The sequence below is a fragment of the Alkalihalophilus lindianensis genome, assembly GCF_032843265.1.
GTDB classification, from domain to species: Bacteria; Bacillota; Bacilli; order Bacillales; family Bacillaceae_D; genus Alkalihalophilus; species Alkalihalophilus lindianensis.
In genome coordinates this window covers 1-378 of record NZ_JAWJBA010000090.1, presented here as the reverse complement: position 1 = coordinate 378, position 378 = coordinate 1, and the positions used below count along the sequence as shown (strand labels likewise).

Annotated in this window: 1 pseudogene; it reads right to left on the bottom strand. The window is 39.7% G+C overall.

The window, feature by feature from the left end:
* A pseudogene (locus tag RYX56_RS21425) lies at nucleotides 1-243 on the bottom strand (IS481 family transposase); the annotation flags it as partial.
* Nucleotides 244-378 lie beyond the last annotated feature (135 nt).

The following is a 378-nucleotide window of genomic DNA, read 5'->3' as shown; positions in this document are numbered from 1 at the left end:
CCTTGATTGACCACGATCTGACCGTCCCCTTGGAATTAACCCTTCCAGCCCCTCACGTCGGTATTTTAAAAACCATTCCTGAATTGTCTTGGCAGCTATTCTTCGTTCTCCATGGTGAGGGACATCATGAACTTTTTCCCCCATCTTCTCTAGATAATCCTTGTGATTCTCATAATTGTGAAGTAATGGGGAAATTAATGAATAGCGAAACAACGCCACATCTCTTTTTTCTTTTTCATTCATATCGGTAACCTCCTTCATTTTGGAAGGATGGCCGGCCATCCGATATTTACAGTTTACAAAAGAGAATCGACATTTTCCATGAAAATTCTATGTGGAATGGATTTTTTTTATTTGGTACAATGAAGGTGCCATGAA